Source organism: Rhodothermales bacterium (genome assembly GCA_013002345.1).
GTDB lineage: Bacteria > Bacteroidota > Rhodothermia > Rhodothermales > JABDKH01 > JABDKH01.
Genome location: JABDKH010000064.1, coordinates 21,732 through 28,484 on the forward strand (window position 1 = coordinate 21,732; position 6,753 = coordinate 28,484).

The 6,753-nt window shown below is 58.6% G+C and carries 5 protein-coding genes; 1 reads left to right on the forward strand and 4 read right to left on the reverse strand.

Annotated elements, in window-relative coordinates; genetic code table 11:
* Positions 1-96 precede the first annotated feature (96 nt).
* The 3 genes from HKN37_03385 to HKN37_03395 form a co-directional block, all read right to left on the reverse strand.
* Positions 97-1,044, reverse strand: a complete 948-nt coding sequence (locus HKN37_03385; GenBank protein ID NNE45683.1) for a hypothetical protein — start codon at positions 1,042-1,044, stop codon at positions 97-99.
* 26 nt (positions 1,045-1,070) lie between these two features.
* On the reverse strand, positions 1,071-2,777 hold the full coding sequence (locus HKN37_03390; GenBank protein ID NNE45684.1) for a DEDD exonuclease domain-containing protein: 1,707 nt from the start codon (positions 2,775-2,777) through the stop codon (positions 1,071-1,073).
* Positions 2,778-2,910: 133 nt separating this feature from the next.
* The gene (locus HKN37_03395; GenBank protein NNE45685.1) at positions 2,911-4,278 is read right to left on the reverse strand and encodes a PAS domain-containing sensor histidine kinase; all 1,368 of its coding nucleotides are present in this window, start codon (positions 4,276-4,278) and stop codon (positions 2,911-2,913) included.
* Positions 4,279-4,631: 353 nt separating this feature from the next.
* Between HKN37_03395 and mdh the strand changes: the two genes are divergently transcribed.
* Complete coding sequence (gene mdh / locus HKN37_03400; protein ID NNE45686.1) at positions 4,632-5,564, forward strand: malate dehydrogenase; 933 nt, start codon at positions 4,632-4,634, stop codon at positions 5,562-5,564.
* A 101-nt stretch (positions 5,565-5,665) separates the two neighbouring features.
* Here mdh and HKN37_03405 read toward each other — a convergent pair.
* Positions 5,666-6,753: PAS domain-containing protein (locus HKN37_03405; protein NNE45687.1), on the reverse strand; the 1,088-nt coding region annotated here is incomplete at its 5' end.

Genomic DNA, 6,753 nt, shown 5'->3' on the forward strand with positions numbered 1-6,753 from the left:
AAGAAAAGATAGCGTAAAGACAGCGTCCGTTTTGTCACATAATCCTCCGTACCCACACTCCCGCCCGATCCATGAGAGATCGCACGTCTCGACCGTTCACGCGGAATCGAATTCGGCGTTGCGCGCCCGGAGGTCAAAGTACAAGACAGGCAGGTAGACGGACTTGATCGTGGTCGTGCCGAGGCTTGCCAGTGCTACGATAACGCCATATAGGAAACCGATGCCCGACAACGACTTGAGGATGTCCGCTTCACCCTGCAAGGCCACGTTTTGCGCCTGGTTGAGCCCGGCAAGGAAGAGGTCTTTGAACATCAGAAACTGGAAGGGCGTCATGACGACCGAAACGAGAATTCCGACAAGGATCGCGAACAACGCCAGAATTCCGAAGGTCCGCATGCCGTTTCCGGCAACGAGTTCGCTGCTGCGGCCGAACGCACCGAGCACCGACTGATCCTCCCAGGCAATCGTCGTGGTACCGAAGGCCCATCTCACCTTCAGGTATATCACGCAGTATATGCCGAACACGACGGCAGCGACCGTACCCAGAATGGAGATAGCACCCGCATCGAGCGCTATTGCCAGCACGACTGCCATGTAGGGCACCAGGATCACCATTACAACAGCAAACTCAGCGAGGAGCCTCTGCAAGATCGCCCGCCAGAGTCGCACGCCCAGTGTCAGCTCGAAGGCCTCCCGAGTCCCGATGTGCCTTCCGACCACCTCACCGCATACGATCATCTGCATGGCGACAAGGGCAATCAGTTCGACCACCAGCACGATGATGACGCCTACGATCATGAACAGAACCCAGCCGACCAATTCGACTGCAAATTCTGGCATTGAGTCGCGCACGCCTCCCCCAAGCGCTGAGTCCATTATGGCAGAGAAGAAACCGTCCATCACCACGCCGAAGAACAACGCCGTCGGGATTGCCAGAAGCACGAACACGATACCGATGCGAGAAAACGTGAGGCGAAGAAGCCTGATGGATCGCTCGAGGATCTCGCCGACGTTCAGTCTGGACAGTTCAAAAGCGGTACTCATGAGTGTCGTCTATTTGGTTATGTCGATCAGGCTGCTGCGACCGACTCATTCACTGTTTCGGTCCCCGACAGTGCGGCGACGGCGTCGACTATTTCCGCTGCGAATTCGGAACCACGCATAGTCGCCGACCAGTGCAGTGTCGTCGTGTTGCGCCGGTTGCTGAAGATCCAGTTAGCGAGAATGCGTACTTCATCTATCTCTTCTCTCATGTACCGTTCCGGCCTCGGCTCATTCGCATTGAACACCTTGCCGACGAGAAACCGGACGGATCGCTGCTCGGCGTCAGCCGGGTCTGCTGACAGCTCAAGAGTACGCGCCAGACGCCCAAAGCGAATGAAGTAGAGGTGTGTCCGGAGTTCATCCGCTCCAGGTAGGATGAGCACCGCGTTTCTGGCAAACACGGGCGCGGCGATCACTTCATCGCGATCGATCAGCCGCCGCAATCTCTCCAGAGAATCGCGATACAGGCGGGCGTCTTCGAATAGCTCCTGCTCCGCACATGCTCGCATTTCCTTCTCCAGACGCGCAACGATCTCACCGTCTTTACCCTGGAGGAAGTCACGTACGCGCTCTACCTGGGCGTCGTACGCTGACCGGTCGTCGTCCTCGCAGGGCATCCGGCAGCGACCCACCTCACCGTAGAAGCATCGCCGGCCCAAACTGAGCGTCCGTTCATCGCATTCGCGCAATCCAAACATGCGGTTGATGAGCTCGACAACCCACGCCGCATACTTCTGACCCCGAACCGGCCCGTAATACTCTGCCTTGTCGTCGACGATATATCTGGCAGATGATATCGCCGGAAACGGCGAACTCACATCAAGCTTGATGAATGGCCGGGTCGAATACCTCTTCAGCGCGCGGTTGAATCGTGGTCGCAGTTCCTTGATGAGGCGTGATTCCGCAAGGAGCGCCTCAAGCTCCGTGGACGTCTCTTCCCAGCTGACGTCCCGAACGACATCCAGCATCTGCCGGACGCGCGCCGGTTGTGCCTCGATCGCATTGAAATACGAACTGACACGACTCCGGAGGCTCTTGGCCTTGCCGATATACACGATGCGGCCGTCCGCATCCTTCATGAAGTAGACACCGGGTCGTCGCGGCAAGCGTCCTTTCAACGAGGATCGAATGGATCGGATATGCCTGGGAACGGTGCGACCGTACGCCTGATGCTGCCGGTGAAGCAGATCTTGCAGCGATGTTGAGCCAAGTTCCAGCGCCACCCTCGAAAGGAGACGGAGCAGAATCTCGCCCGTTGCCTCGGCATCGTCCAGTGCACGGTGGCGACGCTCCATCTGGATCTGGAAGAAGTCGACGAGACTGCTGAGGCCTCTTGACCGCAGCCCCGGAAGCAGGCGCCGTGCGAGTCGGAGCGTGCAGAGCTGTTCGTTGTCCATGGGGCCCATACCCGCCCGCAGGAGTTCATCGTTGATCACGCGGCGATCAAAGGCAAGATTATGTGCCACGAACACGCCTTCCGACAGGAAGTGCATGAACGACGGGAGGATGCTCTCCGCGGACGGCTGATCGAACACCATCGAGGTGCTGATCCCCGTGAGACGCGTGATACGATGCGGAATCGCACAGCCAGGGTTTACCAGCTGCGTATAACGGTCAACAACCTTCCCGCCACGGATCTTGACAGCCCCGATCTCGATGAGGCGATCCCGACCTGCTATAGCGCCGGTGGTCTCCGTGTCCGTGACCACGAAGGTGACGTCGTCGATCGACATAGGATCTCGGCGTCGCGTTTAATGTGGGAATGTGCCGGCTCAGGTGGGGGTCCGGCTATCAGAAAAGTAACGAACCGGGGCCCGCGACACAATTGAATAGATGAATAGAGAGGCAGCGCCTGTGGACGTCGTCTCAGGCAGCGATCGGATCGGTCGCTTCGGTGTTGGCCGGGCGTGAAGCGTCCCGCAGATATACGTCTACTCTCGTACCAACGCCGGGCTTGCTCTCCAACTCCAGCCGGCCGTGCATGCGCTCCGCTATCAAGCGCGCCAGGCCAAGCCCGATCCCCGTGGTTGCTCGACCTGAGAGTGGCGTCTCGCGAAAATCCGTGGCAGCAATCTCGAGGACGGACGGCTCAATACCGCGACCGGTGTCACGCACCGAGAAGTAGACTGACGAAACGGTACGCGCTGCGACCAGCTCGACTCCACCCTCATCCGTGAACTTGATCGCATTGTCGATCAGCTGCCCGATAATCTGACGGACGCCTCTTGGGTCGGCGGAGGCGAAGATCAACTCCTCTGGTACGACGACGTCAAACGCAAGTCCTTTGTCCCGCGCCGGCCCGGCAAATTCAGCCGCCGCCTCCCGCACGACGGCGCCGATTTCGACGGCACCCGTGCCAGCGTCCTGACTGCTGGCCTCCAGTTCCGAGAGTAACATCATCGCCTCAAGAACATGCAACAGCCGCTCGCCACCCACTTTGATGGCATCGACGAGGTCGGCGTTGCCCGCCGACACGTCTGATTCCAGAATCGAAGCACTGCCGAGAATAACGGTGAGAGGAGTACGCAGTTCATGGTTGAGACTTCGAAGAAAGTCACGCTTGAGTTGATCCTTCCGCGCTCCCCGGGCGTGCATATCGGGCATCGAGTCCACACCCACCTCATCGCCGGGCAGGGGTGCAACAATCACCTGAAGACCGGTCTCTTCGTCACCCTCCATGGCTGCGATAAGTACGGGAAGACGGGACTCGTCGTGACAGTTAATCAACCCGAAGGTGACGTCACCCGGCACAAGGAGATCGGGATCCAGACCAAGATCGTGCAGAGACATCCCGACGACCGCGGCACGCGCAAGGCCAAGCATGTCCGCAAGTGCTGTGTTGCACTCTTCGACACGGGACTCGGCGTCGCTCGAACAATATCCGACTCGGGAGCGGTTCACCAGCTCATCGAAAAGCTTCGCCTCAACCTTCTTGTCCCTGTTCTGAAAATAGATGTCGCGACCATACGCGATGACAATCGTCAGTAACCAGACAGAAAGGATCAGCGCCGTCGGAAAGACGATGCGAGCGTGCGGTACGCGAGAGATAAGGCGACCGATTCTTGTCACGGCAATCCAGTCGGGACTTTCGGAAACCGACAGTGCGTCGATCTGCGTGCCGGACTCGGGTAGTGCGTAGCGGGGGGTCCTGCCGTGAAAGACGACCGCCAGCGGAAGTAGTACCAGCAGGACCATCCAGAACCGACGTCGGCTATGCGAGCGGTTTTCGTTCACAACGTGATTTGGATGGACGTTCGGTGGATTGGCGGCGGCGTATGCAGGGAATATCGACCTCGACTCCGACCGACTAAAGCCGGAGTCCCATCCTTCCCGGGTATTGCCGACGACTCCTGCCACACACGGTGGAGCGTCGACAGAACCACCCTCAAATACCTCCTCCTCACCGCTATGGAATACAGATTGGCGGACCCGGAGTGGTTTCGAGAAATCTTGAACAATCAGGGTTTCCCTCTTTGCCTAAGTCGCTCCCAGGATGCACTTTCCTTGTGAGCGTCGGAGTCGTGGGTCGAACGCGATTTCCGGCACATGTGACTAAACCTGTCATAGCGTACCCAGCGAGGTTACTGATGAAGATTACTGTTATTGGCGCAGGTAATGTTGGCGCCACGGTGGCGGACTGTGTTGCACAAAAAGACATGGCAAGTGAGGTCGTCATCATCGATATCGTGGACGGCCTGCCTCAGGGGAAGGCGCTCGATATTCAGGAAGCCGCACCGATTCACGGGTTCGACACGCGCGTAATCGGTACCAATGATTATGCAGACACGGCGGGATCGGATATCTGCATCATCACGGCCGGGTCGCCGCGCAAGCCGGGTATGAGCCGGGACGATCTTCTGTCGATCAACGCCAAGATCGTGAAGTCGGTGACCGAGCAGTTCGTTGTACACAGCCCGGATGCCATACTCATTATCGTCTCTAATCCTCTCGACGTGATGACGTACGTGGCTTACATCACGAGCGGGTTTCCGAGCAAGCGGGTTATGGGCATGGCCGGCGTTCTGGACACGGCACGATTTCGAGCATTCCTTGCGGTCGAGCTGAACGTATCGGTCCGCGACATCCAGGCGCTGCTCATGGGCGGTCACGGCGACACCATGGTACCGCTGCCGAGATACACCACTGTCGGCGGCATCCCGGTCACCGAGATGATTGGTGAGGATGAGCTGACGGCCATCGTGAACCGGACGAAGACCGGAGGAGGCGAGATCGTAAAGTTGATGGGTACGTCGGCATGGTACGCCCCCGGAGCGGCTGCTGCAGAGATGGCCGAGGCAATCGTAAAGGACTCTGGCCGTGTTCTTCCAGCCGCGGCGTGGCTCTCAGGTCAGTACGGACTAAACGAGTTGTTCATCGGTGTGCCTGTCCGGCTCGGACGAGAAGGCATCAAGGAGGTTGTGGGTGTTCAACTCGACGCATCCGAGAAGAGCCTGCTCGACGCATCGGCGGAACATGTTCGGGTGAATCTTGCGGCACTCGAGCGGCTGAACGTCATCTGAGCGAGTTGAGTCGCTGCGTGGGCCGGAGCTTCACGATACTGATGAAAGGCACAAGTTCGCCTGTTGCTCTGGATGACCGGTGATTGCACCAGGCGACGTACTCAGGCAGCAGAGCTGGAGGACAGGCGTGCCTCCGTCATCCCTTCCTTGGGAAGGCTGAAGTACACGGTTGTACCCCGGCCGAGACCTTCTGAATCGGCCCATACGCGTCCCCCGTGCGCCTCAATGATGCGTTTCACCAGCGCAAGCCCCAGGCCCGTTCCTTCAACGTCGCGCTCAAGTCGATCAAAGACGCCGAATATCCGGTCGAGATCTCTCGGATCGATTCCAGATCCGTTGTCCCGGACGTGACACAACACGTCGGTGTGGCGATCCTCCGCGCCCACCTCGATTCGGGGCTGGCGCTGGGTGCCCATGAACTTGACCGCGTTCTCGATCAGGTTTTGAACAACCTGCAGGAGACGTATTCGGTCGCCGAATACATACGGAAGATCCGGCTTGATATCTACCCGCACTCCGCGTTTGACAATGCGGCCCGCCACATAATCAACCGCGGATCGAGCTAGTTCACCAAATGCGAATGTCTCGGACGGGTTTACGAGCCTTCCGACACGGGCCAACTCGAGCAGTTCGTCCAGCAGCTGCAACATGGTTCTTGCGGCAGAATTGATTCGGTCCAGGGCCTCGCCAGCCCGCGGACTGACGGACGCACGATCGTCTTCCAGTACCTCGAGGAAACCGCGAATCGTGATCAGCGGACTCTTGAGGTCGTGCGATACCGTACGAGCGAACCGCTCCAGTTCACGGTTCTTTTCTTCCAGCTCAAGCAGAAGCCGCTCACGTTCCAGCTCGGCGGCGCGGCGCTTTGATATGTCCCGGACGAGAATCAGTACGGATTCCGACCGATCTGGTACGACGCGCGCCTCGAAGTGTCGAAAGCGTCCGTTGAGCTCCGCCTCATATTCAAAACTCCGCACATCGTTGGTTCGCAGGGCGTCCGAAATCGTCTTCCGAGCCTTCGTGCCAATATGCGGCGGAAGCACTTGCTCCAGAGAACGTCCAAGAAACTTCTCCGGGCCCGTAAATAGTTCAAAACCGTCGGCCGGGATAAAGTCGATGAACAGCCCGTCCTTTGAGACACGGAACATGGGATCCGGGACGGCCCGAACCATTGCGCGATGGTTCGCTT